This window comes from Rhizobium sp. H4 (genome assembly GCF_003013335.1).
GTDB classification, from domain to species: Bacteria; Pseudomonadota; Alphaproteobacteria; order Rhizobiales; family Rhizobiaceae; genus Rhizobium; species Rhizobium sophoriradicis.
The window spans coordinates 130,371-157,267 of sequence record NZ_PSOW01000008.1; the positions used below are offsets into that span (position 1 = coordinate 130,371).

The following is a 26,897-nucleotide window of genomic DNA, read 5'->3' on the forward strand; positions in this document are numbered from 1 at the left end:
GCTTGCCCGGACAAAGATGACAAAAGCTCCTGCTAGGCGAATCAGGTGCCGATGGATATGCTCAACCGCGACAGATGGTTTTGGACGACAGCCACTCTTCAGCCCGGCCGATCCAGATATTCCTGCTGAGAATGAGCTGTCTCTAGCGGAACTTATGGCGGGCTTTGCTTCCGTCTGCTGAATTCCTCATTATTTACCGACTATTTACCATAAGCCTCTGGTGACGATTGCAGGCATAAGGGCAAGGATAAGACGTCCATGTCTGCGACAAGCATGGTCACGGACAGATCAGGCACTATCGCGCCTTCATCCCCTCGCGATTGGTAAAGTGGGCATTGCCTAGGCCCGTGCCGACGGTCAGTACCGCCCATCTGAACACATCGTTCATGAAGGGGATCTGCGACAAGCCCTGCACGACGGCGTCGTTGTGCATCATCACGAATGTGCTGTGATCGCCGATTTCCGGAATGGCCTTCATCAGCGCAGCGGGGAGGTTGAAGCTGTCGCTTTCCCAATTGCCGCCTGGCAGATTCTGCCCGCCGCGTTCGATCGAGCCATCGGCCTTGATGATCCCTGGACAGGCAATGCCGATGATCGGAGCAGGCTTCAAATTGGCCTTTTCAGCCTTGTCGATCAGCTCCTGCAGCATCGCCACCAGCTTTTCCACCGTCGCACTGCGACTCGGCTCATCGTCGGCGTGGCGCCAGATGGCCGATTCCCAGACGCTCGCGTCGGCAAAATGCGGCTTTTTCTCCCTGCCAAACTCGACGACGCCGGCCCGGACGTTTGTGCCGCCGATATCGACGGCCAGCATCGCCTCATAGCCTTTGAACATCCAGGGTGGCATGAGATGGACGGAGCCGATCAATCCTGCCTCATCGGGATGATGGACGATCGGCACGACCTCGATAGCGATTCCGGCTGCCTTGAGGATAACCATGGTCCTGGCGATCGTCAGCTCCCCGAAGCGGCTTTGCCTGAAACCGCCGCCGACGACGATGCGTTCGGTCTTGGACCAGCGCTCGTCCTTGAGGAACTTCCTGATCACCACGGCAAAGTCCTGCGCGAAATCTTCCATGGCGCCCATGATCAGTGCGGCGGCCTCCATGTCATCTCCCTTCAGCAGAGCCTCGATCTTTTTCTTGGAGAGCTTCGCGGTTGCAACCTTGCCGATCGGGTCGTCTCCGAACTTGCGGACATGTTTTCTCCAATCGTCGAGCTTCTGCTGAAAGGTCTTCTTGTTGGCGTTGTCGCCAACGAAGCCGTTCTTGTCACGCAGTTCGTTGTTGTAGTCGTCGATAGTCACCAGCGGCAGAACAGTCGCACCATGCGCCAACGGAGCATTGACCTCCTCGCTATGCTTGGAACTGCTTTTGGCCATCAATGTACCTTTTACGACGCGAGTGCTTCGAACGGGCGGCGAGATAAAACGCTGACTTGCCTCCGGATGTTCCCGACTGCCAAGTCATCTTGTCGCGGCCGGTCGGCGACCTAGCTTCAATGATTGCAGAGTTAGGAGAAGACCGTGCAGGACGACGACGCCACACAGGAAATGCTTTCATTGGTTTTGGATGAGCCGGAGCACTGGGCAATGTTTCTCGATATCGACGGGACGCTGCTCAACCTTGCGCCCACGCCGGATGCGATCGAGGTCCCGGAGGCCCTTCCCGGGCAACTTCATCGTCTGTCGAACAAGCTCGGCGGCGCCCTGGCGCTGGTGACCGGACGATCGCTTGCCTATGCGGATGCCCTGTTTAAACCCTTTGCATTTCCGACTGCGGGCCTGCACGGCGCCGAGATCAGGAGTGCCGCCGGGATGCATACGCTCGAGGCGTCACCCGAGTTTCAGGCGTTGAAGCATGCGCTGACCGCGGAAGCCGAGCACTATCCGGGTGTGCTGATCGAGGACAAGGGCGCGGCTGTTGCCGCCCATTACCGCCTCGCGCCCGAATATGAAAAGGTGCTCGAAGAGCGCATGCATCATTATGCCGAGCTTGCAGGGCCGAACTGGGCGCTGCAGCTCGGCAAGATGGTGTTCGAACTGCGACCGGCACGCTCGAGCAAGGGTGATGCGCTGGAGCGGTTTTTCCAGTCCGACCCGTTCAGGAACCGGTGCCCGATCACCATCGGCGATGATCTGACCGATGAGTCGATGTTTGCGATCGCCAATGCGCGTGGCGGCGTTTCCATACGCGTCGGGGCGATCGGCGCTCCGAGCTGCGCCACAAGCCGGCTGTCTTCGGCGGCGCTCGTCAGGAACGTCATCGCCGCGCTGGCCGCCTGAGTTAGGTTTGGGCGATCTTCGATGCGGATTGCCGCCATCTTTTGCACCGCCTGCGCGGCGTCGATCGTCAAAAAAGTATCGGTTTTGACCGCGAATCGTGGTGGCAAGGGCGAAACGAGACCACTACACTCCGCTCAATAATAAAGCCAAAAAGGGAATTTGGCGGGTGGGCTTGGAACCCGTCCTCGGAGGAGGAGCCGATGGAACCTGACTTGGAAGTCGTACAGATCAGGCCGGGCGAATCTTTCGCTACGAAGGCTCACGGTTATCCCTATCATACGGTTCGCTGGCATTTTCATCCGGAATATGAGCTGCATCTCGTCGTGGCGACAACCGGGCGCTATTTCGTGGGCGATTTCATCGGAGAGTTCGAACCGGGCAATCTCGTGCTTGCCGGCCCCAATCTTCCCCATAACTGGATCAGCGACGTCCCCAAGGGATCAAGCATTCCGCTCCGATGCCAGCTCATCCAGTTCAGCGAAAATTTCATCAGCGATACGATGAAGGTGCTGGCCGAGCTCGGCCCCTTCGAGCCGGTGCTGGAAGCCTCCCGCCGCGGGGTGCTCTTCGGCGCCGAGACCAGCCGGCAGGTCGCGCCGCTGATGAACGAGGTGCAGCAGGCCCACGGCGTGCGCCGCATCGAGCTTTTCATGATGATCGTCGGCCTGCTCAGCCGGGCGCAGGATGCCCAGCTTCTCGCCAGCCCAAGCTATCTGCCCGATCCGTCAGGTTACATGTCGGCCGGCATCAACAAGGCACTCGCCTATATCAGGGAGAACCTGACGAAATCCTTCGACGAAGCCGATCTTGCCGGGATTGCCGAACAATCCACCGGCGCCTTTTCGCGCGCCTTCCGCCGCCACACCGGCATGTCGCTCGTGCAATATGTGAAACGCCTGCGCATCAATCTCGCCTGTCAGATCCTGATGAGCGACGATCACGCATCGATCACCGATATCTGCTTCGAGGTCGGATTCAACAATCTATCCAATTTCAACCGCCAGTTCCTCGCGGAAAAGGGCATGACGCCCTCCCGCTTCCGACGATTGCTGGGCGACAATATCAACGTGGTCAAGGCGGCATAAGGGCGCCGGACGAGCACGGTTCCAGGTAATAGGAAGCAACCATCCGCTGAAATGGCGACAGGGAGGACGAGGAGGAGAGACAAATACTAACACTGGTTTGAACGCGAACACGCAATGAGCGGTTCGCGACAGCAGACGCTTGTCCTTAGAAAACTGCAAACCGCCGGGACAGGCGAGGCGGCTCGTTCAGTAGAACATCGCAACAACGAAACGACACAATTTTTCCAATGGGAGGAGATGGAAATGATGAAATTCTCGACAAAAGCGGCAGGCGCCGCGGCACTTGCCCTATCCCTGCTCGGCGGTACTTCCGCCTTCGCGCAAAGCGCCGTTGCGGATGCGACGGTAGCATTCCTCATGCCGGACCAGGGCTCGACCCGTTATGAAGAGCATGATCATCCGGGCTTCGTCGCGGAGATGAAAAAGCTCTGCGCGTCCTGCAAGGTCATCTATCAGAATGCCGATGCCGATATCGCCAAACAGCAGCAGCAATTCAACTCGGCGATCACCCAGGGCGCCAAGGTCATCGTGCTCGATCCGGTGGATTCGGCGGCGGCCGCCTCCCTCGTTCAGCTCGCCCAGAGCCAGGGCGTCAAGGTGATCGCCTATGACCGTCCGATCCCGAAGGGCAGGGCCGATTTCTACGTCTCCTTCGACAACAAGGCGATCGGCAAGGCGATCGCGGAATCGCTCGTCCAGCATCTGAAGGCGAAGAATGTGCCGACCGACGGCGGCGGCATCCTGCAGATCAACGGTTCGCCGACCGATGCGGCCGCCGGGCTGATCAAGGACGGCATTCACGAGGGCCTCGCCAGCGGCGGCTACAAGACGCTTGCCGAATTCGACACGCCGAACTGGCAGCCGGCGAACGCACAGCAATGGGCAGCCGGCCAGATCACCCGTTTCGGCAAACAGATTGTCGGCGTCGTCGCCGCCAATGACGGGACCGGCGGAGGCGCCATCGCCGCTTTCAAGGCAGCCGGTGTCGACCCCGTACCGCCGGTGACCGGCAATGATGCGACGATCGCCGCACTGCAGCTGATCATATCGGGGGATCAGTACAACACGATCTCCAAGCCGAGCGAAATCGTCGCCGCGGCCGCGGCCAACGTCGCGGTGAAGCTCTTGGCAGGAGAGACGATCAAGGCGGAAATGACGCTTTATGACACGCCGGCACAGCTCTTCGTGCCAGCTGTCGTCACCGCCGAAAACCTCAAGGCCGAGATCATCGACAAGAAGATCAACACCGCCGAGGAACTGTGCACCGGCCGTTATGCCGAGGGCTGCAAGAAGCTCGGCATCACCAACTAATCAAGCCAAGGCAAGCGCGGCCGGATCGCCGGTTGCGCTTGCCGTATTTCGCTTCGGAAAGGCCAGGCGATGTCCGACACCTCTCATATACTCGACGGCGCCCGCCAGCCCGTTCTCAGCCTGCGCGGAATATCGAAAAACTTCGGCGCGGTCTCAGCGCTCACCGATATCGAACTCGACGTGCATGCCGGCGAAGTCGTGGCGCTCGTCGGCGACAATGGCGCCGGCAAATCGACGCTGGTCAAGATATTGGCGGGCGTGCACCAGCCCAGTTCCGGTACCATCCTATTCGAGGGAAAACAGGTCGATCTGTCGAGTCCGAGTGCTGCCCTTGATCTTGGCATCGCTACCGTGTTTCAGGATCTGGCGCTTTGCGAAAATCTCGACGTGGTCGCCAATATCTTTCTCGGCAAGGAGCTAAACCCCTTCCAGCTGGATGAGGTCGCCATGGAAATCCGCGCCTGGAAGCTGTTGAACGAGCTTTCGGCCCGAATCCCCAGCGTGCGCGAGCCGGTGGCGTCGCTTTCCGGCGGGCAGCGCCAGACCGTAGCGATCGCCCGGTCGCTTTTGCTCGAGCCGAAACTGATCATGCTCGATGAGCCTACCGCGGCACTTGGCGTCGCCCAGACGGCCGAAGTGCTCGATCTGATCGAACGCGTGCGCGAGCGCGGCCTTGGCGTCATCATGATCAGCCACAACATGGAGGATGTGCGTGCCGTCGCCGACCGCATCGTCGTCCTTCGGCTCGGGCGCAACAACGGCACCTTCATGCCTGATGCCTCCAACGAAGCGCTAGTCAGCGCGATCACCGGCGCGTCCAACAATTCCGTCTCCCGCCGCGCCATGCGCCGCAAGGCGCAAGGCCAAGAGAACGAGGAGGGCAGGCCATGATGAAGACCATTCAGAGCGAACCGGCAGCACCTCCGCTTCTAGACCGGCGTGATGAACGAGTACGCCATGACGATAGCCTCACCGGATGGGTCCGCGGCTTTATCGACCGCATCCGCTCCGGGGACCTCGGCTCGCTGCCGGTCATCGTCGGCCTGGCGATCATCTGGACGGTATTCCAGGCGCTCAATCCGGTGTTTCTCTCCAGCGCCAATCTTGTCAACATGCTGTTCGACTGCTCGACGGTTGGTGTCATCTCGCTCGGCATCGTCTGCATTCTGATGGTTGGAGAAATTGATCTGTCCGTCGGCTCCGTCAGCGGCTTCGCCTCGGCGCTCACCGGTGTCTTCTGGATTAACCAGGGCTGGCCGGTAGTGCTCGCCATCCTCGCCGCCATGGCTGTCGGCGCCTTGATCGGCTCGCTCTACGCCTTCCTCTTCAACCGCTTCGGCATGCCGAGCTTCGTCTCCACCCTGTCTGGACTGCTCGCGGTTCTCGGGCTGCAGCTCTACATTCTCGGATCGACCGGCTCGATCAATCTGACCTATGGCTCGTGGCTGGTGAATTTCGGGCAGATCATGGTCATGCCGGATCCTGTCGCCTATGCCCTCGTAGCCTTTGCCGGCATTGCATTCTTTTTCTCCAGCTACCGCACCGCGGCGCGGCGGCGGGCGGCCGGCCTGTCGTCAAAATCGACCGGCGGACTTGTTCTGCGCGCCGTCATCATCACCGTTGCTCTGGAGGCGGTAGCCTTCTATCTCAACCAGTCGCGTGGTGTCCCCTGGATGTTCGGCCTCTTCGTCGGCCTCGTCATCGCGATGAATTATGCGCTGACGCGCACGAAATGGGGACGATCCATGCAGGCCGTCGGCGGCAACAGGGAGGCTGCCCGCCGCTCGGGCATCAATGTGTCGCGCATCTATGCCAGCGCCTTCGTCGCCTGTGCCCTGCTTGCCGCAACCGGCGGCGTGCTCTCGGCGGCGCGGCTGGCAACCGCAAGCCAGCAGGCCGGCACCGGCGACGTCAATCTCAACGCCATCGCTGCGGCGGTGATCGGCGGCACCAGCCTGTTCGGCGGGCGCGGCAGCGCCTATTCGGCCCTTCTCGGCATCATCGTCATCCAGTCGATCGCCAGCGGGCTGACGCTCCTCGATCTGTCGTCATCGCTTCGCTACATGATCACCGGCGCCGTTCTTGCCGTCGCCGTCATCGTCGACTCTCTGGCACGCCGATCGCGCATTTCGCACGGTCGAGCCTAAACAACCAGGAAAGCAGAGGAAGCAAATGGGACAGGATCTGTCTGGAAAAGTCGCGGCCGTCACCGGGGCAGCGTCAGGTATCGGCCTGGAATGCGCCAAAGCGATGCTTGGCTCCGGCGCCCGGGTCGTGCTGATCGATCGCAACGAGGAAGGCTTGCGGGAAATCTGCTCGACACTCGGTGCAGACGCCATTCCGCTGGTGGTAGACCTCTTGAACCCCGAAAGCGTGGCGCAGATGATGCCAGCAATCCTGCAGAAGGCTGGCCAGTTGGACATCTTCCACGCCAATGCCGGTTCCTATATCGGCGGCGAGGTGCTGGGCGGCGATCCCGATGCCTGGGACCGAATGCTCAACCTGAATATCAACGCCGCCTTCCGCTCCGTGCATGCCATCCTGCCGCACATGGTCGAGCGCAAGACCGGAGACATCATCCTGACGAGTTCCGTCGCCGGCATGGTTCCCGTCGTCTGGGAGCCGATCTACACGGCTTCCAAACACGCGGTTCAGGCCTTCGTCCACACGCTCAGACGGCAGGTGGCCAAGCATGGCCTGCGCGTCGGCGCCGTCGCGCCCGGTCCGGTCGTCACTGCGCTTCTCAGTGACTGGCCGCAGGAAAAGCTGGATGAGGCGCTCGCCGCCGGCGGCCTGATGGAGCCGAAGGAAGTAGCCGAGGCCGTGCTCTTCATGCTGACACGCCCGCGCAACGTCACGATCCGCGATCTCGTCATCCTGCCGCAGAGCACGGACATCTGATGAAGGTGTAGCCGTCCGGCAAACGCAGAAAGGAAACGGATATGATCTTCGACAGATTCCGCCTGAATGGACAGGTGGCGCTGGTGACCGGCGGCACGCGCGGCATCGGGCTGGCGATCGCCGAAGCGCTCGGCGAGGCGGGCGCCAAGATCGTCGTCGCGGGACGAACGCGCAACGAAGCCGCTGAGGAACGGCTCTCCAAGGCCGGTGTCGAGTTCGAGTTCATCGCCGCAGATCTGGTGAAGGAGCCTGCTGCCGATGAGCTCGTGACGGAAACCCTTTCGCGGACCGGCCGGCTCGACGTCCTCGTCAACAATGCCGGAATCGCCATTCATGGCAACAGCGGCGAGTTTTCCGATGCCATCTGGCGCGAGATCATGACCGTCAACGTCGATGCCGTCTTCCGCGCCTGCCGCGCCGCGCTCGCGCCCATGCGCCGCCAGGGCGGCGGCGTCATTCTGAATATCGGCTCGATCTCAGGCATCGTTTCCAACATCCCGCAGAACCAGGTCGCCTACAATACGTCCAAGGCGGCGGTTCATATGATGACCAAGAGCCTCGCCAGCGAAGTTGCCGCCGAGAACATCCGCGTCAACGCCATTGCGCCGGGCTATATCGAAACCGATATGTCGCGGGGCGGCATCGACAATCCCGACTGGTTCCCGACCTGGCGCAGCATGACGCCGATGGGGCGCGTCGGGCAGCCGGAGGAGGTCGCCGGTGCTGCCCTGTTTCTGTGCTCGCCGGCGGCAAGCTATGTCACCGGCGAAGTGCTTGTGATCGACGGCGGTTATACGACGCGGTAAAGCTAGAGAGGGCAGGGCGGCGTCCCGACCAGCCGCTATGCTGTTTCACTTTCAGAAGTTCATGGGCGTGGTGCCGCAGGCGCTCTGGTAGTCGGCAAGCACGCGGTCGACCGCGGCAATCAATATAGTCTCGGGATCGCCAGCTTCGGCCGGCGAGAACTGTGGCAGGAACTGGTGCAGCAGCGTCTCCGGGATTGTCTTGCCGCGCAGAGCGGCGAGCAGTGTTTCGAAGGCATTATCCGCCTCAGGCCGGTTCCAGTAATAGCGGATACGATCGCTGTAGCTATAGTGCCGCTGCAGACGCAAGGCCGTCTCATCGCCGTGATAGTGAGCCTGCCAGTCGCCGGGCGCCGACAGCATCGCCGCCTCAATCGTTGCGGCCAGCGGCCTGTTGCCGTAGCCGGGAACCATCTCGGTCGCGATCATGTCGAGCGCATAAGCGGCCTCGCGCAACGCGAAGGTGAGGCCTGGGCCGACTTTCAGGATGGGGAAGCCATCCCGCACCAGCCGCGTCAGGGCTTCCCGCGTTTGATAATCAGTGGAATGGGCCTCGAAGACGAATTGCGGCTCCTCGTCGAGAAGCGCGGTCAATTCAGTCGCAAGCTCGGGCCTGTAGCCGATGACGTTCTCGCTGCCGAAATCGACGCCCGGCTGGACAACGAAGGCGATGACGCGGGAAAAGGCGTCCTCCAACCCAGCTCGCGAAAAGATTTCGCGATGGATGGCGATCGTTGCGCGAGCGGCCTCCGGCGCGGTCGGCTGGAGTTCTTCGAGCGCATGATCGGCGCCACCAGGCACCGGAACCTCGGTGCCGAGAATATAAAGCGGCGGCGGCGCGCCGATCGCTTTCGCCGTCCTTTCGCTGATCTCTGCCAATCCTGCGGCCCGCTCGGCGATCGTCCGGTCGTCGAGTGCCGCCGGCTCGCCGGCACAGCCCATCGAGGCGTCGAGGTGGATCTTGCCAAACCCGGCTCTGACATAGGCTTCAACCATAAGCGATGCCTGCTCAAGCGCTGCTTCCGGCGTCTTCTTGCGCCACGGATTGGGGCCGAGATGATCGCCGCCGAAGATCATCCCCGCGCGATCGAGGCCTTCCTCAGCGGCAATGCGCTCGGCAAAGCGGATGAAGTCTTCCGGCGTCATGCCGGTGTAACCGCCGAGATGGTTGACCTGGTTGCAGGTCGCCTCAATCAGGACCGGCCCGCCTTCGCGCACCGCCCGCCGGATGGCAGCCCTGAGGACGAGGGGATGGGCGGAGCAGACTGAGGTAATGCCGAAGGGTCTGCCTTCGCGCCGGGCAGCGGCAAGACGGGTCAACATCCGGTCCATCGTCTATCTCCTCGGGGTTGCGGCAATAAAGGCTGTGAGTTCGGCAAGGGTGGAGACGCCTTCCATCGGACCGAGCCGGGTCACGTTGCGAGCGCCGGCCGCATTGGCGTGGAGCAGGGCGGCATCCGGCGCCATGCCCTTGCGGCGGCAGGTGAGATAGGCCGCGCCGAAACAGTCGCCGGCGCCGGTCGGATCGACCTCGTCAACCGTGAGGGCTGCGCAATCGATGCGCGGGAGACCACGGCCGAAGAAGGAAGCGCCCAGTTCGCCGCGCTTCAGCACGATCTCGCCAATGCCGCTCTCCAAAAGCTTGGCGACAGCCGCAGTTTCGTCAGTGCTGCCGGCGGCGGTGAAAAGCTCCTCGCCGGAAGGCAGCAGCAGGTCGGCTGTGGCAAGCACCTGGTTGAAGCTGTCCAGCGCGCCGTCATCGGTCAGCAATTCCTTACGGAGATTAGGATCCAGCGACACCGAACCGCAGCGGGCCTGCACCGTCTCGACGGCATAGAGGATCACCTCGCGGGCACCGGGAATGGTAAGGGCCGTTCCCATGACATGCACATGGCCGGCACGCCGGATGAGAGCCTCAGCGGCAGAGGTCAAACCGACCTGGCCGGCCGCAGATCTGGCGATGTTGAAGACGAAATCACGGGCGCCATTCGGCCGGTATCGAACGAAAGCACTGCCTGTCGGCCAGTCTTCATGGATTGCGATGGCGGAGACATCGACGCCGTCCTGGCGCAGCCGATCGACATTCAAGCGGCCGAAATCGTCATTGCCGACGGCGGCGATGATGCCGGCCGCTCCGCCCATACGCGCAACCTGGTCGATGAAGATGGCCGGCGCACCGCTCGGATAAGGCCCCGTCAGGGATTGCGGCTCGAGGAAACCCGCGCCGACCGTCGTCGCCATGATCTCCACGAGGATTTCGCCGACGGTGATCGTCGGCCCAAGCGCTTCCGGCGCAATCGCCCTTTGCGGTGACGGCATCTGCAAACTCCTTCATGCGGGAAGCTGCGGCATCTGCGCTCCGCGCACTCGTCAAAAAACCTCGATCCGCCCGTAACTTGGTTAGGAGAACCAGTCAAGAATAATTTTACGCGCGATAATTTCAATATTGCGCTGCAATAGAGAAAGGCTGAGTTTATTTTGCGTGCGAAACTCACGTTTGACCCGTACCAAACCAAATTTCCGCGCGAAACGCTCGAATTCCGGCCGATTGCCCCTCCAAAACCTCCTTGACAAGGTTGACAAGATGACGGATAAACTTTACGCATGTAATTTTACGTGTGAATATCCGTAAAGGAGGAGCGGAGACCATGAGCAAGATCATTTGCGTTTTATCTGCATCCGTCGCCTGCCTCGCGCTCACCGCCGGACTGGCGGTTGCAGAGGAACTGACGATCGCCACCGTCAATAATGGCGACATGATCATCATGCAGAAACTGTCGCCGGAATGGGAGAAGGAGACCGGCAACAAGGTGAATGGGGTGGTGCTCGAAGAAAACGTCCTGCGCCAGAAGGTGACGACCGACATCGCTACGAAGAGCGGCCAGTACGACATCATCACCATCGGCGGCTATGAGGCGCCGATCTGGGGCAAGCAAGGCTGGCTGGCGCCCGTTGACGATCTCGGCGCCGACTACGACTATGACGACCTGCTCGCTCCGATCAAGACGGGCCTGACCGTCGACGGCAAGCTCTATGCAGTGCCTTTCTATACAGAAAGCTCGTTCACGCTGTACCGCAAAGGACCTCTTCGATGTCGCCGGCATCAAGATGCCTGATGAACCGACCTACGACCAGATCAAGGAATATGCGGCCAAGCTGACCGACAAATCGAAGGAACAATACGGCCTTTGCCTGCGCGGCAAGCCCGGCTGGGGCGAGAACATGGCGTTTCTCGGAACCATGATCAACGCCTATGGCGGACGCTGGTTCGACATGGACTGGAAGCCGCAAATCAATTCGGAGCCGTGGAAGAAGGCAATTACAGACTACGTCGACCTGATGACCAAATACGGCCCTCCCGGCGTGACCGCCAACGGCTTCAACGAAAACCAGGCGCTATTTTCGACCGGCCACTGCGCAATATGGATCGATGCCACGTCGGCTGCCGGCCGTGTCTACGATCCGAAGCAGAGCAAGGTCGCCGACAAGATCGCTTTCACGCGCGCGCCTATCGCCGTCACTGCGAATGGATCGAGCTGGTCATGGTCCTGGAACCTGGCGATCCCGGCTACCTCGACCAAGCTCGATGCGGCCAAATCGTTCCTGAGATGGGCGACGTCCAAGGACTACGTCAAGAAGGTTGGTGAGACGGAGGGCTGGGTCGCGGTGCCGCCCGGCACCAGAAAATCGACCTACGCCCTGCCGGAATATCAAAAGGCGGCCCCCTTTGCCGACACCGTGCTGAAGGCGATCCTCTCGGCCGATCCGTCCAAGCCGACCAAGGATCCCGTTCCCTATACCGGTGTTCAGTTCGTCGCCATTCCCGAGTTCCAGGGCATCGGCACACTCGTCGGCCAGCAGATCGCCGCCGCGCTGTCCGGGCAGCAATCGGTCGATGCCGCTCTCGACAATGCCCAGAAACAGGTCGAACGCGACATGAAGAAGGCCGGCTACCCGAAGTGAACCTTTCATCCTCGCGGTTTGCCGCGAGTTCCTCCCGGAAAGTCCCGGCGGCACGACTGGCGGGACCTTCTGGTCAGGCGAGTGGCCGCATTTCGCATTACCGGCATCAAACCGGCTAGACTGGAGAACGACATGAGACTGAAAGACAAGGTCGCCCTCATCACCGGCGGCGCGCGCGGTATCGGCCTCGGCTTTGCCGAGGCCTTTGTCAAGGAAGGCGCCAAGGTCGTCATTGCCGATATCGACATCGAACGGGCAACGAAATCCGCCGCCGCGATGGGCCCTGCGGCCAAGGCGATGAAGCTCGACGTCACGGATCTGCCGGCCATCGACACTCTCGTTGCAGAGATCGACAAGGAGTTCGGCGGCATCGACATCCTCGTCAACAACGCCGCCATTTTCGACATGGCTCCGGTCAACGAAATAACCGAGGCCAGCTACGACAAGGTCTTCTCGATCAACCTGAAGGGGCCGCTCTTCATGATGAAGGCGGTCTCGAACGTCATGATTAAGCGGCGCAGGGGCGGCAAGATTATCAATATGGCCAGCCAGGCCGGGCGGCGCGGCGAGGCGCTTGTGCTTTTATACTGCGCTTCCAAGGCGGCGATCATCTCGGCGACACAGTCGGCAGCACTGGCCCTCGTCAAACACGGCATCAACGTCAATGCCATCGCGCCGGGCGTCGTCGACGGCGAGCATTGGGATGTCGTCGACGCGCATTTTGCCAAATGGGAGGGGCTGAAGCCCGGCGAGAAGAAGGCCGCCGTCGCCAAATCCGTTCCGATCGGCCGCTTCGCCACACCCGACGACATCAAGGGCCTCGCTGTCTTCCTCGCCTCATCGGACAGCGACTATATCCTTGCCCAGACCTACAATATCGACGGCGGCAACTGGATGAGCTGATCGCCCTTGCGCAAGAAGTCCGGAGTCTGAAATGGAAGCCATCTGCTATACCGAAAAGGGCATCGCGGTCACAAAGGCGCTGCCGCTGCCGGAAATGCGGCCCGGCCATGCGCTGGTGCGCGTGCGCGCCGCCGGTCTTTGCCACACCGATATCGACGTCCTCCACGGCCGTTACGGCGAGGGCCGCTTTCCGCTGGTCCCCTGTCATGAATATGCCGGTGTGATCGAGGCCGTGGCCGGCGATGTCTCCAGCCTTGCCGTCGGCGCCCGCGTCGTCGTCGATCCCAATCTTCCCTGCGGAGCGTGCCGGGCCTGCCGCAAGGGATTGACCAACCTCTGCCGCGATCTGAAGGCCTATGGTGTGACGGAGGACGGCGGTTTTGCCGAATACAGCCTGGTCAGAACCGACCACTTGCATGAGATCGGCAATCTCGACTTCAATCTCGCCGCGCTCGCCGAGCCGCTCGCCTGCGTTTTGAACGGCCTTGGCAGCTCCGGCCTGCGGGCCGGCGCGGCGGGAACCGAAACGGCGCTGGTCTTCGGCGCCGGACCGATCGGGCTGCTGCTGGCGCTTTCCCTGAAGACCGAAGGCGTTTCGTCGGTGACGGTTGCCGATATCAACGAGGGCCGCCTGGCCTTTGCCGAACGGCTGGGACTGGAGACGGCCGTCTCCGGCTCCGAAGCGCTCGCCGGCCGCCGCCGCAGCTTTGATTTCGTTGCCGATGCAACCGGCGTTGCCCGCGTCGTCGAAGGCATGATCGACTTCGCCACCGATGGCGGCACGGTTCTCGTCTTCGGCGTCTGCTCCCCCGATCAGCGCATTTCCATTGCGCCATTCGAAATCTTCCGGCGGCAGATCCGCTTCGCCGGCTCTCATTCGCTGAACCGCAACATTCCTCAGGCGCTCGACCTTCTCAGGAGGGATACTGGCGCCATGGCGCAGCTGGTGTCCCACCGGCTGCCGCTTGGCGAAGTGCTTCCCTTCATCACCAAAAAGTCCGCCGATCCGGCAACGATGAAGGTGCAGTTCTCCATAGACTAGGTTCGGGTGATCGACAGCGCCGCTTTTCGTCCGGCGATGAGTCATCTAGAAACCGTCGGAGACGCCGCGTCAGGAGATCAGATGGTGGGAAAGACGATCAAAACCATGGAGGACTTTTCGGAGTTCGTCGGCCTGTCACGTCCAACCGTCTCGAAATATTTCAGCGATCCGATGTCGGTGCGCCAGAAGACGCGGGAGACGATCGAGCAGGCGCTGAAGAAATCAGGTTTCCGGCCGAACATCTTCGCCGTCAACCTCAACCGGCGGCGCAGCAACATTCTCGGCGTCATCATCCCCAATTCCACCGATCCTTTCTATATGGCGCTCACCCGCCGCATCGAGATGATCGCCAACGAGGCCGGCTTCCTCGCCTTCGTCCTGTCGTCAGACGGCAAGGCCGAAATGGAGGACCGGGCGATCAAGACGCTGAAATCAATGAATGTCGCCGGGGCGATCATCGCGCCGCTTGGCGTGGAATCTCACCACGCCACGCTCGACGAGCTCGGCCGCAGCGTTCCACTTATCTATGTCGACTCGCCGCTCGACGAGACATCCTCCTTCGTCGGCACCAACAACCGCCAGAGCTTCAACCTGATCGTCGACTATCTTTGCCGGTCGGGCGAACCGCCCTGCTATTTCGGCATGCCGCATGTCAACACCAATGCGCTGACGCGGCAGACGGCCTATCTGGAGGCGATGGAACAGTTCAAGATGGCGCCGAGCATCGTCGAGCTGACAGACAGCAAGAGCTGGGACTTCGAGCGCTTCGGCTTCGAGGAAGCGACCCGCATCCTGACGTCGGGCCAGGGTTTTCCCAAGCGCACCGTGCTCTGCGCCAACGACCGCGTCGCCTTCGGCGTCATCGCCGCCGCATTCCAGCTCGGCCTCAAGGTCGGCCATGGCGCCAATTACGACTTGCGGGTCGCCGGACATGACGATCACCCGCTGTCGCGATACGCCTGCCCGCCGATCACGACGGTGGCGCAGAATTATAACGAGATCGGGCGGCTTGCGATCGAAATGCTGCTCGGCAGGCTCGACGAGGGCGAGGGTCTTGCCACCACGCCGGCGGCCCGCATTCTTCTCAATGCCGAGCTCATGCTGCGGACCTCGGCGTGACGTGGCGCCTCAGGCGCGAGGCAGTCCCGGCGGCCGCAAATGTTTCCTCAGCGCGGCAATCCTGAAGATGGCATTGGCGGCGCCATAACCGCGGTAACCGCGCCGCTCGACGATCTCGAAGAACAGTCCCTCGCCATGGGTCGGGCTGTAGAGCTGGAAATATTCGCCGGCCTCGTCGCGGTCATAGAGGATGTTGTTGGCCTTGAGGCGTTCGGCGAATTCGGCATCGAGGCCGAAGCGGGCTTCGAGATCGTCATAATAGTTCGGCGAGATCGAAAGTGACACGAAGCCGTTCGCGGCAAGGGCGGCGGCGGTCGCGAAGATGTCGTCGGTCCTGAAGGCGAGATGCTGGATGCCGGAGCCGAAGGTCTCGGCGATGAAGCGGCCGGCGAGCGTGTTGCGGTTTTCCGCGCCGTTCATGGTGATGCGCAGCGAGCCTTCTTTGTTCTCCACCACCTGGCTGCGGACGATGCCGGAGGGATCGACGATATCGACCATCGGCGTCTTCTCGGCCTCGACAAGCGAGGTGTAGAAGAGCAGCCAGGTCAAAAGCTCCTCGTATTTCATCGTCTGCGCCATATGGTCGATCGACTGCAGCCCGGCCGGCTGCAGCGCGGCTTCGTCGTTGATCGCATCGAATTCGATCTCCCAGATGCGGGCAAGCTCGCTCTGTCGGTCGAGGAAATAGAGAACACCGCCACCGACGCCACGCACCGCCGGCATCTCGATCTCGCCGGCATCGAGCGCTTGCTCGAAGCGTTCCGCCCCGAGTGCGACGGCGCGCTGCAGCGCCGCCTTGGCATCGTCGACCATCAGGCCTGCGGCATAGGCCGAGGTGCCGTGCACGGCATAGGAGGCGCTGGCAAAACCCTTGCGTTCGGTGTTGACGACGAGATTGATCGCGCCCTGGCGAAAGACCGTCACCTGCTTGCTCTTATGCCTGGCCGCCTTGCGGAAGCCGAGGCTTGCAAACAGCGCCTCGAGCGCCGCCGCCTCGTCCTCGTCGGCGGTGAACTCGATGAAGGCGATGCCCTCGACCTTGGCGCGCGGCGGCATCACCGGCACCGGCAGGGCGCTCTCCGGCTGCTGGCGCTTGACCTGATCGCCGAGATAGATCAGCGAACGGCGGCCATCGACCGCGATCGCACTGGCGGATCCGCCGCGGAACTGGTCGTTGAAGATCTCCAGCGACAGATAGCCGTCATAACCGGTGGCGGCGACCGCCTTCATGAAGTCGAGCACCGGCAGGTCGCCTTCACCGGGCATGTTGCGGAAGTGCCGGCTCCAGTAGAGCAGATCCATGTCGATCAGCGGCGCATCGGCGAGCTGGATGATGAAGATCTTCTCCTTCGGGATCGAGCGGATCGAATTGACGTCGATCTTGCGCGACAGCGTATGAAAGCTGTCGAGGATCAGGCCGATATTCGGATGATCGGCCCGCCGGACGATCTCCCAGGCATCGCGGTGATCGTTGATGTGGCGGCCCCAGGCAAGTGCCTCGTAGCCGACGCGCAGGCCGCGCCTGGCGGCGCGCTCACCGAGTTCATGAAAATCCGCCGCTGCCCGGTCGAGGCCACCGAGTGCGGCCGGCGAGACGTTCGAACAGACCAGCACGAGGTCGGTGCCCATCTCCTGCATGAGGTCGAACTTGCGTTCGGCCCGGTCGAAGGTACGGCTGCGCAGCGGCTCCGGCATGCCTTCGAAGTCGCGGAACGGCTGAAACAGCGTGATCTCCATGCCGAGATCGCGCACCATGCGGCCGACCTCCTTCGGGCTCTCGTCGAAGATCAGGAAATCATTCTCGAAAATCTCCACCCCGTCGAAACCGGCCTTGGCGATCGCCTCCAGCTTATCGCTGAGGTCGCCGCTCAGCGAGACGGTCGCTATCGATGTCTTCATCGCAGTGGTCCTTCCGATACGCGTTAGGTCGTCATCGTCTTGAAATGCGCAAGCATACGGCCGGCATCGGGCTCCCTGCCGGTGATCAGCCGAAAGGCGCCAACCGCCTGGAAGACTGCCATGCCGCCGCCGTCGAGCGTCCGGCAGCCGCGCTGCCTCGCCTGCCGCAAAAGTTCGGTCTCAAGGGGGAAGTAGACGATCTCTGCAACCCAGTGCCCTGGTTCGAGGAGTTCGGGCGGAAGCGGCACGCCGGGATATTTGGCCATGCCGGTCGGTGTCGCATGGATCAGGCCGGATGCGCCATTCATCGGTGCTTCCAGATCATTTCCCGCGGCGACCGAGGCGCCGGGAAAGAGCGCGGACATCGTTTCGGCCAGATAGACGGCGCGCTCGTGCTCGCGATCGAAGACGGTCAGCCGCTTAAGGCCGAGCGTCAGGATCGCATAGGCGGTTGCCACGCCGGCCCCGCCTGCGCCAAGCTGTACGGCGGAAGAAAGGTCTGCCTGCGGCATCCCGCGCCGGAAACTCTCGGCAAAGCCCCACCAGTCGGTGTTGTGGCCAAAGCGCCGGCCGTCCTTCAGGACGACGGTGTTGACGGCGCCGAGCGCCCGGGCCTCAGGCGACAACTCGTCGAGCAGGGGAATGACGAGCTGCTTGCAGGGATGAGTGATATTGAGACCGGCAAGTCCACGCGCTTCGGCATCGCCGATCAAACGCGCAAGATCGGCCGGCGACGCATTCAGTTTGAGGAGGTCGATCAGCTCGTAGTCGTAATCCAGCCCCTGAGCCGCACCTTCCTTCATATGCATGGCAGGCGTCAGCGAGGCCTGGATGCCGGAGCCTATCAGCCCGGCCTTCAACGGTTTCAGGAGTGTCTCGGCCATGCGCCAGTTCCTGTCTTGCTCGTGATGGGGAAGGCCCGCGGGGTCGCCCGCGGGCCCGATCTGCTTACTTGCCGCGAACCGTGTCGAGCTCCTTGAAGAGCTGCGTGACGGTATCGGCGCCGATCTGAGCCGCGAACTTGTCAACCAATGGCTTGACGGCATCGCGCAGCTTCTGCGTTTCTTCGGGGCTGAGTTCGGCGACTTCCATGCCGGTCTTCTTGATTTCGTCGATCGCCTTGGCGTCGAGCTCCCTGGAAACTTTGCGCTGATAGTCGCGGGCTTCGGTCGCAGCCGCCTCGAAGACCGCCTTTTCCTCGTCGTTCAGGCCGTCCCAGAACTTTTTGCTGATGAGCACGATCTGCGGATTGTACTGGTGACGGGTCACCGTCATGTACTTCTGCACTTCGAAGAACTTGGCGTTGATGATGTTGGCAGCCGGATTCTCCTGGCCGTCGACGGTGCCTGTTTCGAGCGCGGTATAGAGTTCCGTATAGGGCAGCGGCACCGCATTGGCGCCCAGGCTATTGAAGAGCTCGATCGGGATCGGTGACTGGATGGTGCGGATCTTCAGACCTTTGATGTCCTCGAGCTTGGTGACCGCATGACGGTTGTTGGTGAGGTTGCGGAAGCCGAGCTCCCAATAGGCGAGGCCGACGAGGCCGGTGTCGGGCAGGAGTTTCATCAGGCTGGTGCCGAACGCGCCGTCCATCACCTTGTCCGCCTCTTCGCCGCTGTTGAAGAGGAAGGGCAGGTCGACGGCGCCGAACTGCTTGACGTTGCTTGCGAGAATGCCGGCGTTGAGCACCGTCATCTCGATGACGCCGCCCTGCAGGGCCGACACCGTCTGAACGTCGCCGCCGAGTACGCCGCCCGGAAACAGCTTGACCTCGATCTTGCCGCCGCTCTTTTCCTTCACCAGCTCGGCGAACTTCTCCATGCCCATGACCTGGGGATGGCCCTTATTGTTGGCGGCAGCGAATTTGAGGCTGTGTTCGCGGATTTCAGCCATTGCTGGGCCGCTTGCCAAGAGGGCAATTGGCAGGGCCAGTCCCAGCGCCAGTTTCGTCAATCTATTCAGCATTGTTTTCCTCCCAGGATAGAGCCGGCATCTCCCTCCGGCTGCGTTGAAATTCCATCGCCGTCATCGGCGACATCAGTGTCCGAACCAGGCGACCGGAGCGGTCACCAGCGCAGGGAAAAGGACGAGCAGAAGCAGAACGATCAGCTCGGCGATCATGAAGGGAATGACGCCCTTCATCAGATCCTCCATCGAAAGCTTCGAAACGCCGCAAATGACGTTGAGCACCGTGCCGACCGGCGGCGTGATCAGCCCGATCGAATTGTTGATGATGAACAGCACGCCGAAATAGACCGGGTCGATGCCCGCCTGCTTGATGATCGGCATCAGCACCGGCGTCATCACCAGAATCGTCGGCGTCATGTCCATGGCGGTGCCGACGACGACGATGAGCACCATGATGGCAAGCAGCAGCAGCGTCTGATTGTCCATCAGCGGCTCGACGAGGCTTGCAAGCTCGCCCGGCACATCGGCGACGGTGATCAGCCAGGCCGAGACGGCGGCGCAGGCCACCAGGAACATCACCACCGAGGTGATCTTCGCGGCAGCGACGAAGACCTCGAACAGCCGCGACGGCGGCAGCTCGCGATAGACGACCATCGACACGAACAGCGAATAGACCGCCGCGACGACACCGGCTTCGGTCGGCGTGAACACGCCGAATTTCAGGCCGACGATGATGATGACGGGCAGCATCAGCGCCCAGATGCTTTCCACGAAGGCCTTCATCCGCACGGCGCTGCTCTGTTTCGGCGGCAGGGCGAACTGTTCCTTGCGGGCGACGATCAGCCAGGTGACGCAGAGGGCAGCCGCGATCAGCAGGCCGGGAACAATGCCGGCCAGGAACAGCTTGGTAATCGAAACTCCGCCGATGACGCCGTAAAGGATGAAGCCGATCGAGGGCGGGATGATCGGACCGATGATCGAGGCCGAGGCGAGCAGGCCGCCGGCGCGAGCCGGATCATGTCCCGATTTCAGCATCATCGGGAAGAGCAGGGCGCCAAGGGCGGCGGCATCGGCGACAGCCGATCCCGAAAGGCTGGATAATACGCAGGCCGCGAAGATCGCGACGAAGCCGAGGCCGCCTCTGATATGGCCGACCATGGCCATGGCGAGATTGACGATACGGCGCGAAAGGCCGCCGGTATTCATCACCTCGCCGGCGAGAAGGAAGAAGGGCACGGCCATCAGCGGGAAGCTGTCGGCGCCGTTCAGCACATTCTGCGCGACGATCTGCGCGTCGAACATGCCGAGATACATCATCAGCGCCACGCCTGTTATGATGAGGGCAAAGGCAATCGGCACGCCGAGCGCCATGGGGCCGAGAAGTGCGCCGAGGAAAATGGTGACGGTCATGACGGCCTCCTCAGTGCTTCGGCTTCAGCACGGGAAAAGCCGTGTGGGCGGGATCTTCGAGCGCAGCCTCTTCCTCGCTGTCGCGCACGAGCGCTTCCGTCGTCACATCGATGCGGTCGGTGACGATCGCGAAGGCGTCCCACAGAAGGATGAAAAAGGCCGGCACACCGAAGGCAAGTCCGGCGCCGTAGAAGACACCCATCGAAATACCGGTTGCCGGAGCCGACACATGAAGATTGATCAGCGTCTGCGTCCAGCTGCCGCTGATCATCAGCCAGGTGGCGGCGAGCATCATGCCATAACCGAGAAGCACGGCGAGTTTGGCGACGGGCTTGGGGAGGCGGGTGATCAGGGAATCGACGCCGAGATGCGCGTGCTCGCGCATCGTGACGACGGCGCCGAGGAAGGTCAGCCACACGAAAAAGATGCGCGAGAGTTCTTCCGAAGAGGTGATGCCCTGGTTGAAGGCGTAACGGAGCACGACATTGCCGAAAACCAGCACGACCATAGCTGCCAGCAGGAGCGCGATCGTCACCTTCAGCGCGAAGAAATAGAAATCGATGATACGGATCATTCGCTCCTCCCAAGCGTGGCCTTGCCCTGTTGGCCGACCGTCGTCAGACCCGCCAGAGCGCGTCGTGACCGAAATATTGCCGTCGCGATCAATTCCTCCACTGTTCGCCCTTCCAAAATGTACTAACTAGTTCGTATGTCAAGCAGCATCTATTGAAACATGTCGCCAACGTGAATAAGACTGACGGGCATCGGAAACAGAAACGCATGCTTCCACCAAAGCCGAAGACCGAAATTCGAAATATAAAACAATAGATTAGAAAGCGCGGTAACGAGGTCCATGGCGGAACGGGGCGAAAACGGCCGGAAGAACGATCCACAGCAGACGAAGGAGGACATTCTCCTCGTTGCGACCGAAGAATTCTCGACCCATGGGCTCGCCGGCGCCCGCGTTGACTCGATTGCCGAGAAGACGCGTACCTCGAAACGGATGATCTATTATTATTTCGGCAGCAAGGAGGGGCTCTACCTTGCCGTCCTGGAACAGTCCTACCGCAAGATCCGCTCGCTGGAATCCGATCTGCATCTCTCCGACCTTGAACCGGAAGAGGCGCTGCGGACGCTGATCTCGACGACCTTCGACCACGACGAGGCCAATCCCGATTTTGTCCGCCTAGTCAGCATCGAGAACATCCATCACGCCGCACATATGCTTCGTTCGGAGGCGATCCGCGATCTCAACGTTTCGGTCATTGAAACCATCGCCGGCATATTGGAGCGCGGCTTCGACCAGGGCATCTTCCGGCGCAAGGCCGACCCGATCGACATCCATATGATGATCAGCGCTTTCTGCTTCTTCCGCGTGTCCAACCGTTATACGTTCGGGACGATCTTCAGGCGCAATCTCTCGGACGGCGATACCATCGAACGCCATCGCGGCATGATTGCCGACGCCGTCGTCAGCTATCTGAAAAGCTGAGGGCAGGAGGCTCCACCTCAACTGCGCAGCGATGGCACGGGCAGGGTGATTTCGAACTCGGCGCCGGTGCCGACCGTCGGCCGAAGGTGGATCGTGCCACCATGAGAACTCAGCATGGCGCGGATAGTACCGAGGCCCATGCCGGTGCCGCCCTGTTCGCGGCGGGTCGAGAAGAACGGTTGAAAGATGCGCTCGCGATTTGCCGCGGAAATACCGCCGCCGTCGTCCCGGACGAGAAAGACGGCTTTGCGGTCGTCGGCCGAGATGACGAACTCCAACAGCGTGGCGCCGTGCTGTAAGGCGTTTTCGGCGAGGTTGGCAAAGACAATGACGGCTGCTTCGTGCGGGAGCGCGATCGATGTTTCCGCATCTCCGGCCGCCGAAACATCAAGGGCGGGAAAACGTCCGCGCAGTGACGTTATGATGCCGGCGACACTGCTTCCGCCCTCGCTCACAGGCGTTTCCGCCTGCGCCAGTTCCCGCAGCCGCTTTGCAATAATGCGTCGAGCCGGACGACGTCCGCGAAAAGAGAGATACGAAGATCGCTGCGAGAATGACCGGCATGATCCAGAGGCCAGCGCCTTGTCGGATCACAGCAAAAGAAAACCGTTTGGCCGGCGTCGCAAGATATTTCCGGATACTCTCGCCAAGCCGCAAGGGAATGACGAGAGCGAAGCGGAAGAACACCAGAGGCAGAGCGGTAAGGCGGCGAGGCATCAGCCTGGCGCTGACGAGAGCAATCCACGTCAGTGCGCCGAAACAAAGGGCAAGGCCCGTGAGCGAGGGAATTTCCACAAGGGGCGCCGACGCCAGGACCAAAAAACCGAGCAGGAAAGCCGCCATCGGAAACTGAGGCCTCTTCCTGGCCGAAAACAGAATGCCGACGCAGACGGCGAGCGCAAAAAGGAAGAGGTTTATCCCCAGCGCCCGGCCAAAGATCAGAAAATCCGCAAGCGCCACCAGCGCAAGCAGGGCCACGGGACGGCCACCGCCGCGTTTGATCGGCATCGGCTCTGTCAAAATATCGGCTGTATCCATTGCTACTCTCTTGCAAAGGCCGGGTTGAGATCACGATGAGCCTCGTGTCCGATCTCGCGGCGGCAGGCGCGTTTTGAGACCCGTCCGTCAGCCACCAGCCGTCATTACGGAGGCGATCCGGTAAAGCGAAGGGTGCGGGACGGGGCGGGTTGCTGTTCTTGCTCATGGCAGGAAGATGGCGCGCCGGATTGCAGATTTTGTGCAAAAAGCGAGGAGCAATTCAGGAAATTGCCCTAAGCGCCGCGCGTCCGTTCAGACGCGCAGAGGACGCTGCCACATTAAGCAGCCGCCCGTAAACGCAAGGTCAGGACCTAGGTCAGGGCGTATGTCGGCGCCGCTCGTGTTCCGCACGCAAGGGCGAAGGAATTAAGAAGGACACTATCGGAATCGCTGTGCACGTCTGGCATTGTGCAGCAGCTCGCAGGCTGTCGCGAAGGGCCCGAAAAGCTTGAGCAGCATCGCTTGTTCCTCGGCATCTATATAGTGACGAGCGCAGAATTCCGTGACGGACCAGACTTTCATCAGATCGTCCGTTTCGATTTGCCTGGGTTCGATGTGTTCAGTCAACGGCGTGTCCTCCGAGCATCAAGACTACGCCCCCGAGGATTTTATAAGAACTAGCTAAAAAGGATTACGAGCAACTATATCTAAGGCGATGTCACGTTGTCAGTGGCTTAAGGTTGGCGATAATCAAGCAGGAATGAGCTCGCCGCCGATCAGCTACAAGAACTACCGCTTTCCACCGCAAATCATCGCCCATGCGGTGTGGCTGTACTTCCGGTTTCCATTGAGCCTGCGGCTGGTCGAAGGAAATGCTGTTGGAGCGGGGCATTGTCGGATCTTACGAAACGATCCGGCGATGGGGCCGGCGGGGCGGCTTATGCCAAGCAGTTGCGTAGAAAGAAGCCGTCGCAAAAGTATATCTGGCATTTGGACGAGGTGGTGGTGTCCATCGGCGGCCGGAAACATTGGCTTTAGCGCGCGGTTGACCAAGACGGCTACGTTCTCGACGAGATCGTCCAGGCCCGCCGCGATACCAAGGCTGCCAAGCGATTGCTGGTCAGGCCGCTGAAGAAGAAGGGCCTGTCGCCGAAGCGCATCGTCAGCGACAAACTGCGCGCTCATATGGAGCAGCAAGGCGCGATCGAATGCCCGGGCGTCGAACATCGCTCACACAAAGGCGTGAACAATCGTGCGGAAAATTCCCATCTGCCGCTCCGAAAACGAGAGCGGGTGATGCAGGGTTTCCGATTTGTCGAAGGCTTGCAACGTTTCATCTCGGTCTTCTCCGCAGGCAGAATCTTTTCGCCCCGCACCGTAAACGCTCAGCCCTGGACCCCCACATTCATCGAATTCGCGCAATGGCGCAGTGAAAAGCTGTGACCGCTGCAGCTGTCTGAGTTCAAGGGAAGCGCTTCATGCGTCCTCAGTCAAGCAACGTGACAATGCCCTCTCGGCAGCTCGCTCGCACACATTTCCCCCATGGCCAAGGAGCAAACCTAGACGGGGTCAACTATCGTGAAGGAAACCGGCAGTGCTCGTCGTGACATTTGTTGCGGCTTTTTGCTGTACGTCCTCTTTGCCCGTGCGGTCACCTCCGCACACGACGGCATAAAGGCAGTCAAGTGAGGTACGTCGCAACCATTGCCGAGGCCACACTGCGCCCTAATTGCAAAGACTTGGCGAGAGCGACCGGTGCATCGATGTCTTCGAGTAACGCCAAAGATCACGGAGGCGGAATTGGAAAATGACCTCGGCCCCCGTCGCGTCTATTCGACCTCGCCATCCTCCCCTTCACGCATGCCTGCCTTCGCGAGTGTCCTCGCTGTTATTGCTATTCTGTATTTCGGCAAGGAAGTACTTCTTCCTCTAGCAATCGCAGTCCTGTTGACGTTCGCCTTGGCTCCCATTTCCTCTCGTCTTCGAAAGCTTGGCCTGCCTCGTATTCCGGCGGTCATCATCACTGTCGTGCTCGCTTTTCTTGTCCTCGTCCTGTTCGGGCTTGTCGTAGCGGGACACATTGCCGAAGTCGCCCAGAACCTTCCGGCCTACCAGGGCAACATCATTGCAAAAATCCGGTCTCTCCAGGAAAGTGGAACGGACAGCGGTATTGTGCGGCGCCTGACATCCGTCGTTGAAAGCGTCGGTCGTGAGCTCAGCAATGCGGAGGAGCGCCCAGTTGCTCCCGGTAACGCATCAAGACCAAGAGAGCCCGTGCTCGTCGAAATATTCGCGCCGAGCAGACCAATTGAAACGCTTACTAGCCTGATTGGTCCTCTGCTTGGCCCCATCGCCTCATTGGGTTTGATCATCGTCGTCGTAATATTCATGCTGTTAGAGCGGGAAGAGCTTCGCGATCGCTTTATTCGGCTCGTTGGCTATGGCGATCTGCATCGCACAACAGAAGCCATCCAGGAGGCGGGAAGCCGCGTCGCGCGGTATCTTCTTATGCAGTTGGTGGTGAACTGCGCTTACGGCGTTCCATTGGCGCTCGGACTGTGGGCGGTCGGCATACCAAATCCAGCGCTCTGGGGGATGCTGGCCATCGTCCTTCGATTTGTCCCCTATATCGGCCCTGTCATCGCGAGAGTTCTGCCGCTGTTCCTGGCCTTTGCAGTCGACCCTGGCTGGAGCCTTGTTCTCTGGGTTGCGGCCATTTTCGTCGTGCTGGAATTGACCAGCAACAATGTCATCGAGCCCTGGCTCTATGGTTCTCGTACCGGACTCTCTCCGCTGGCAATCATCGTCGCGGCGATTTTTTGGGCATGGCTGTGGGGCCCAGTCGGTCTTGTCCTGTCCACGCCATTGACGGTGTGTCTTGCAGTCCTGGGGCGGTACGTCCCGCAGTTCGAGTTCCTTGAGGTGGTTTTTGGTAGTGACCCGGTGCTCGATCCCAAGGAGCGGCTGTACCAGCGGCTCCTTGCCGGCGATCCGGACGAGGCGACCGATTACGCTGAGGAATTCCTTGAGGAGGATTATCTCGAGGACTACTACGGCAAGGTTGCCATTCCCGCCCTTCTACTGGCGGAGAAAGATAGGCGTCGAGGCGTGTTGACCGCGGAGCAGATGGAACAGGTGTTCGGGACCGCCATCACGCTGGTCTCGAACCTTGCGGAAATCGCGCAGGAAGAAGAACAAGAAGAAGAGGAAGAGGAAGAACAGAAGGAGAAGGAATCATCGGCAGGTCGGCCCAGCACCCTGCCGAAAGAAGGCAATGAAAATGAAAGCGAACTCCCTGACGGACGTGGCAAGACCGTCTTCTGCATCGGAGGCAGGGGTCCGCTCGACGACGCGTCGGCTGCGATGCTCGCCCAGGTTCTTCAGGTACAGGGAGCCGAGGTGGTCGCAGCGAGGCATTCTGACATCCCCAATCGGCGCGCCATGAGCCTCGTTCCGAAACAATCGAACGCCATCGTGGTTTGCTTCCTCAACGAGGACTCGGCACGGCACGCCAGCATACTTATTCGTCGGTTCAAGCGCATATACCCGGCCATTCGCGTCGGCGCGGTCCTTTGGGTGGAAAACCAGGAGGAACGGCAACCGCCTACGCCTCGGGAGGCGGATTTCGTTGCCACGACCTTGACCTCAGCTGCCTGCGAGGCACGCGCCGATGCACCAGCATCATTGGTGACCCCCGCGCGCAAGATTCGTACCAGGCGATCCTCGAAAAAGACAGGCATGACCGCCGCGCAGTCCGGGATTTAGCGGGAACCTCCTGGCGGCGTCAAGCGGCCGGTGA

General features: G+C 61.0%; 22 protein-coding genes and 3 pseudogenes. 15 read left to right on the forward strand and 10 right to left on the reverse strand.

The window, feature by feature from the left end; genetic code table 11:
• Positions 1 to 295: 295 nt before the first annotated feature.
• Positions 296 to 1,381 carry an ROK family protein gene (locus tag C4N04_RS14295; protein ID WP_106796326.1) on the reverse strand — a complete coding sequence of 362 codons (1,086 nt, stop codon included), beginning with the start codon at positions 1,379 to 1,381 and terminating at the stop codon, positions 296 to 298.
• Between the two features lie 144 nt (positions 1,382 to 1,525).
• Between C4N04_RS14295 and otsB the strand changes: the two genes are divergently transcribed.
• The 7 genes from otsB to C4N04_RS14330 all read left to right on the forward strand — a co-directional run bounded on the left by otsB (position 1,526) and on the right by C4N04_RS14330 (position 8,387).
• Positions 1,526 to 2,284 (forward strand): trehalose-phosphatase, encoded by a 759-nt coding sequence (otsB, locus tag C4N04_RS14300; RefSeq protein WP_040113116.1) that lies wholly within the window; start codon positions 1,526 to 1,528, stop codon positions 2,282 to 2,284.
• 200 nt (positions 2,285 to 2,484) lie between these two features.
• Entirely contained in the window at positions 2,485 to 3,369 is an 885-nt protein-coding gene (locus C4N04_RS14305; RefSeq protein WP_040113115.1) for an AraC family transcriptional regulator, read from the forward strand.
• 237 nt (positions 3,370 to 3,606) lie between these two features.
• Positions 3,607 to 4,680 (forward strand): sugar ABC transporter substrate-binding protein, encoded by a 1,074-nt coding sequence (locus tag C4N04_RS14310; protein ID WP_199852468.1) that lies wholly within the window; start codon positions 3,607 to 3,609, stop codon positions 4,678 to 4,680.
• Positions 4,681 to 4,749: 69 nt separating this feature from the next.
• Positions 4,750 to 5,571, forward strand: coding sequence for an ATP-binding cassette domain-containing protein (locus C4N04_RS14315; RefSeq protein WP_096769076.1), 822 nt, complete (start codon positions 4,750 to 4,752; stop codon positions 5,569 to 5,571).
• Positions 5,568 to 6,827, forward strand: coding sequence for an ABC transporter permease (locus C4N04_RS14320; RefSeq protein ID WP_096769075.1), 1,260 nt, complete (start codon positions 5,568 to 5,570; stop codon positions 6,825 to 6,827). Before C4N04_RS14315 ends, C4N04_RS14320 begins: the two co-directional genes overlap by 4 nt.
• A gap of 25 nt (positions 6,828 to 6,852) precedes the next feature.
• Entirely contained in the window at positions 6,853 to 7,581 is a 729-nt protein-coding gene (locus C4N04_RS14325) for an SDR family oxidoreductase (protein WP_096769074.1), read from the forward strand.
• Between the two features lie 41 nt (positions 7,582 to 7,622).
• On the forward strand, positions 7,623 to 8,387 hold the full coding sequence (locus tag C4N04_RS14330) for an SDR family NAD(P)-dependent oxidoreductase (RefSeq protein WP_096769073.1): 765 nt from the start codon (positions 7,623 to 7,625) through the stop codon (positions 8,385 to 8,387).
• A 51-nt stretch (positions 8,388 to 8,438) separates the two neighbouring features.
• Here the strand turns inward: C4N04_RS14330 and C4N04_RS14335 are convergent, their stop codons facing one another.
• The gene (locus C4N04_RS14335; protein WP_096769072.1) at positions 8,439 to 9,716 is read right to left on the reverse strand and encodes a D-tagatose-bisphosphate aldolase, class II, non-catalytic subunit; all 1,278 of its coding nucleotides are present in this window, start codon (positions 9,714 to 9,716) and stop codon (positions 8,439 to 8,441) included.
• Positions 9,717 to 9,719: 3 nt separating this feature from the next.
• Positions 9,720 to 10,703 carry a sugar kinase gene (locus tag C4N04_RS14340; protein WP_106796327.1) on the reverse strand — a complete coding sequence of 328 codons (984 nt, stop codon included), beginning with the start codon at positions 10,701 to 10,703 and terminating at the stop codon, positions 9,720 to 9,722.
• Between the two features lie 329 nt (positions 10,704 to 11,032).
• Here C4N04_RS14340 and C4N04_RS14345 point away from each other — a divergent pair.
• The 4 genes and pseudogenes from C4N04_RS14345 (at position 11,033) to C4N04_RS14360 (ending at position 15,411) form a co-directional block, all read left to right on the forward strand.
• Positions 11,033 to 12,347: pseudogene (locus tag C4N04_RS14345) on the forward strand (sugar ABC transporter substrate-binding protein).
• Between the two features lie 132 nt (positions 12,348 to 12,479).
• Positions 12,480 to 13,250, forward strand: coding sequence for an L-iditol 2-dehydrogenase (locus C4N04_RS14350; RefSeq protein WP_106796328.1), 771 nt, complete (start codon positions 12,480 to 12,482; stop codon positions 13,248 to 13,250).
• A 31-nt stretch (positions 13,251 to 13,281) separates the two neighbouring features.
• The gene (locus C4N04_RS14355; RefSeq protein WP_106796329.1) at positions 13,282 to 14,292 is read left to right on the forward strand and encodes a zinc-dependent alcohol dehydrogenase family protein; all 1,011 of its coding nucleotides are present in this window, start codon (positions 13,282 to 13,284) and stop codon (positions 14,290 to 14,292) included.
• Between the two features lie 105 nt (positions 14,293 to 14,397).
• Positions 14,398 to 15,411 (forward strand): LacI family DNA-binding transcriptional regulator, encoded by a 1,014-nt coding sequence (locus tag C4N04_RS14360; protein ID WP_096764520.1) that lies wholly within the window; start codon positions 14,398 to 14,400, stop codon positions 15,409 to 15,411.
• A gap of 9 nt (positions 15,412 to 15,420) precedes the next feature.
• Here C4N04_RS14360 and C4N04_RS14365 read toward each other — a convergent pair whose 3' ends face one another.
• The 5 genes from C4N04_RS14365 to C4N04_RS14385 all read right to left on the reverse strand — a co-directional run bounded on the left by C4N04_RS14365 (position 15,421) and on the right by C4N04_RS14385 (position 21,202).
• The gene (locus C4N04_RS14365; protein ID WP_106796330.1) at positions 15,421 to 17,310 is read right to left on the reverse strand and encodes a sugar phosphate isomerase/epimerase and 4-hydroxyphenylpyruvate domain-containing protein; all 1,890 of its coding nucleotides are present in this window, start codon (positions 17,308 to 17,310) and stop codon (positions 15,421 to 15,423) included.
• Positions 17,311 to 17,333: 23 nt separating this feature from the next.
• Complete coding sequence (locus C4N04_RS14370) at positions 17,334 to 18,194, reverse strand: shikimate dehydrogenase (protein WP_106796331.1); 861 nt, start codon at positions 18,192 to 18,194, stop codon at positions 17,334 to 17,336.
• A gap of 64 nt (positions 18,195 to 18,258) precedes the next feature.
• The gene (locus C4N04_RS14375) at positions 18,259 to 19,275 is read right to left on the reverse strand and encodes a TRAP transporter substrate-binding protein (RefSeq protein WP_096763928.1); all 1,017 of its coding nucleotides are present in this window, start codon (positions 19,273 to 19,275) and stop codon (positions 18,259 to 18,261) included.
• 72 nt (positions 19,276 to 19,347) lie between these two features.
• Entirely contained in the window at positions 19,348 to 20,628 is a 1,281-nt protein-coding gene (locus tag C4N04_RS14380; RefSeq protein ID WP_097606139.1) for a TRAP transporter large permease subunit, read from the reverse strand.
• Positions 20,629 to 20,638: 10 nt separating this feature from the next.
• Positions 20,639 to 21,202 carry a TRAP transporter small permease gene (locus C4N04_RS14385; RefSeq protein WP_106796332.1) on the reverse strand — a complete coding sequence of 188 codons (564 nt, stop codon included), beginning with the start codon at positions 21,200 to 21,202 and terminating at the stop codon, positions 20,639 to 20,641.
• Positions 21,203 to 21,481: 279 nt separating this feature from the next.
• Between C4N04_RS14385 and C4N04_RS14390 the strand changes: the two genes are divergently transcribed.
• Positions 21,482 to 22,120 carry a TetR/AcrR family transcriptional regulator gene (locus C4N04_RS14390; protein ID WP_064685073.1) on the forward strand — a complete coding sequence of 213 codons (639 nt, stop codon included), beginning with the start codon at positions 21,482 to 21,484 and terminating at the stop codon, positions 22,118 to 22,120.
• A gap of 17 nt (positions 22,121 to 22,137) precedes the next feature.
• On the opposite strand, the pseudogene C4N04_RS14395 reads toward C4N04_RS14390, so the two are convergent.
• Positions 22,138 to 22,652 (reverse strand): annotated as a pseudogene (locus C4N04_RS14395) (sensor histidine kinase); the annotation flags it as partial.
• 50 nt (positions 22,653 to 22,702) lie between these two features.
• Between C4N04_RS14395 and C4N04_RS31580 the strand changes: the two are divergent.
• Positions 22,703 to 23,197 carry a hypothetical protein gene (locus C4N04_RS31580; protein ID WP_158775556.1) on the forward strand — a complete coding sequence of 165 codons (495 nt, stop codon included), beginning with the start codon at positions 22,703 to 22,705 and terminating at the stop codon, positions 23,195 to 23,197.
• A 339-nt stretch (positions 23,198 to 23,536) separates the two neighbouring features.
• Here the strand turns inward: C4N04_RS31580 and C4N04_RS32150 are convergent, their stop codons facing one another.
• The gene (locus C4N04_RS32150) at positions 23,537 to 23,725 is read right to left on the reverse strand and encodes a hypothetical protein (RefSeq protein ID WP_096763924.1); all 189 of its coding nucleotides are present in this window, start codon (positions 23,723 to 23,725) and stop codon (positions 23,537 to 23,539) included.
• Positions 23,726 to 23,858: 133 nt separating this feature from the next.
• On the opposite strand from C4N04_RS32150, the pseudogene C4N04_RS14410 reads away from it, so the two are divergent.
• Positions 23,859 to 24,531: pseudogene (locus tag C4N04_RS14410) on the forward strand (IS6 family transposase).
• Positions 24,532 to 24,958: 427 nt separating this feature from the next.
• Positions 24,959 to 26,863, forward strand: a complete 1,905-nt coding sequence (locus C4N04_RS14415) for an AI-2E family transporter (protein ID WP_245425572.1) — start codon at positions 24,959 to 24,961, stop codon at positions 26,861 to 26,863.
• Positions 26,864 to 26,897: the final 34 nt, after the last annotated feature.